Origin of the sequence: Lacihabitans soyangensis (genome assembly GCF_024343775.1) — a bacterium.
Classification (GTDB): Bacteria; Bacteroidota; Bacteroidia; order Cytophagales; family Spirosomataceae; genus Leadbetterella; species Leadbetterella soyangensis.
The window spans coordinates 1-892 of the sequence record NZ_RJUF01000161.1 but is presented as its reverse complement, the minus strand read 5'-3'; the positions used below and the strand labels follow the sequence as shown (position 1 = coordinate 892).

The window sequence follows — 892 nt, the reverse complement described above, 5'->3', positions numbered from 1 at the left end:
TCAAGTTAACGCACTTAATAATAATTATTTATATTATAAAAATCGTTTTTAATACGAATATCAATACGATTTCTTTCAACGTCTCGGTGCGTTGGTAAAAACAACTCTTTGACCTGACCCGATAGGGGCGGGCAATGTGTTGTTTTGTGCGGGTCGTTCCCTGCTGTTGGCTCTTGCTCGTTAGCACCTTTTCAGCAAGGGGGTTGTGGCCAGCCTGATAAGGTGGCCGCTCCCGCTTGATGAAATGGTGCGGTGCTTATTTTGGCTCTGGTATTAGCGTTCCAGCAATAAGGATTGAAGCGGTTACCCTACAGCCGGTAGGCGAAGCGTATGAGCACAAGTGAGTTTGAAAAAACGAAACTTGCGACTGAAAGTCTGCCTGACCCTCCCGAAGGGGGATTGCCCAAGAAAGCCTCATTTTGTTTGTTTTAACTCCTATTTATTAATGCGTGAACGCTGGCCAAGTGCCACGTTTTGCCCCTAAAAGTAGGCACCTCCCGCTCGTTTAATTCGGCGGTGATTTCCCTTATTGTTATAAAGCCCTGGTCTTGCAGTTCCTTGATAATGGGCTGCATAGCATGGGCGAATTTGTCCGCGGCGTCTCGGTTCTGCTGGCTCAAAACCTCTTTACCATGTTTGCCTAATATAACGCCCCGCTTTTTGGCTGCCCTCAAAGCTTCCTTGGTACGGCTACTGATTTGCTCCCTTTCATGCTCCGCAAAAGCTGCCAACATGTGCAAAAGCAATCTGTTAGCGTGGGGATTGTCCACGGCCTTAAAATCTACACTGCTTTCCATGAGGTTTGAAATAAAAGCCACATTACGGCCTAAGCGGTCAAGCTTTGCAATTATCAAAGTGGCTTTTTCTTTTCGGCATTGCTGCAAGGCTTTGG

General features: G+C 46.6%; 1 protein-coding gene. It reads right to left on the bottom strand.

The features are described from left to right. Positions 1-428: 428 nt before the first annotated feature. Positions 429-892 (bottom strand): recombinase family protein (locus EGI31_RS15220; RefSeq protein WP_255038006.1); only part of this gene is annotated, 464 nt, incomplete at its 5' end.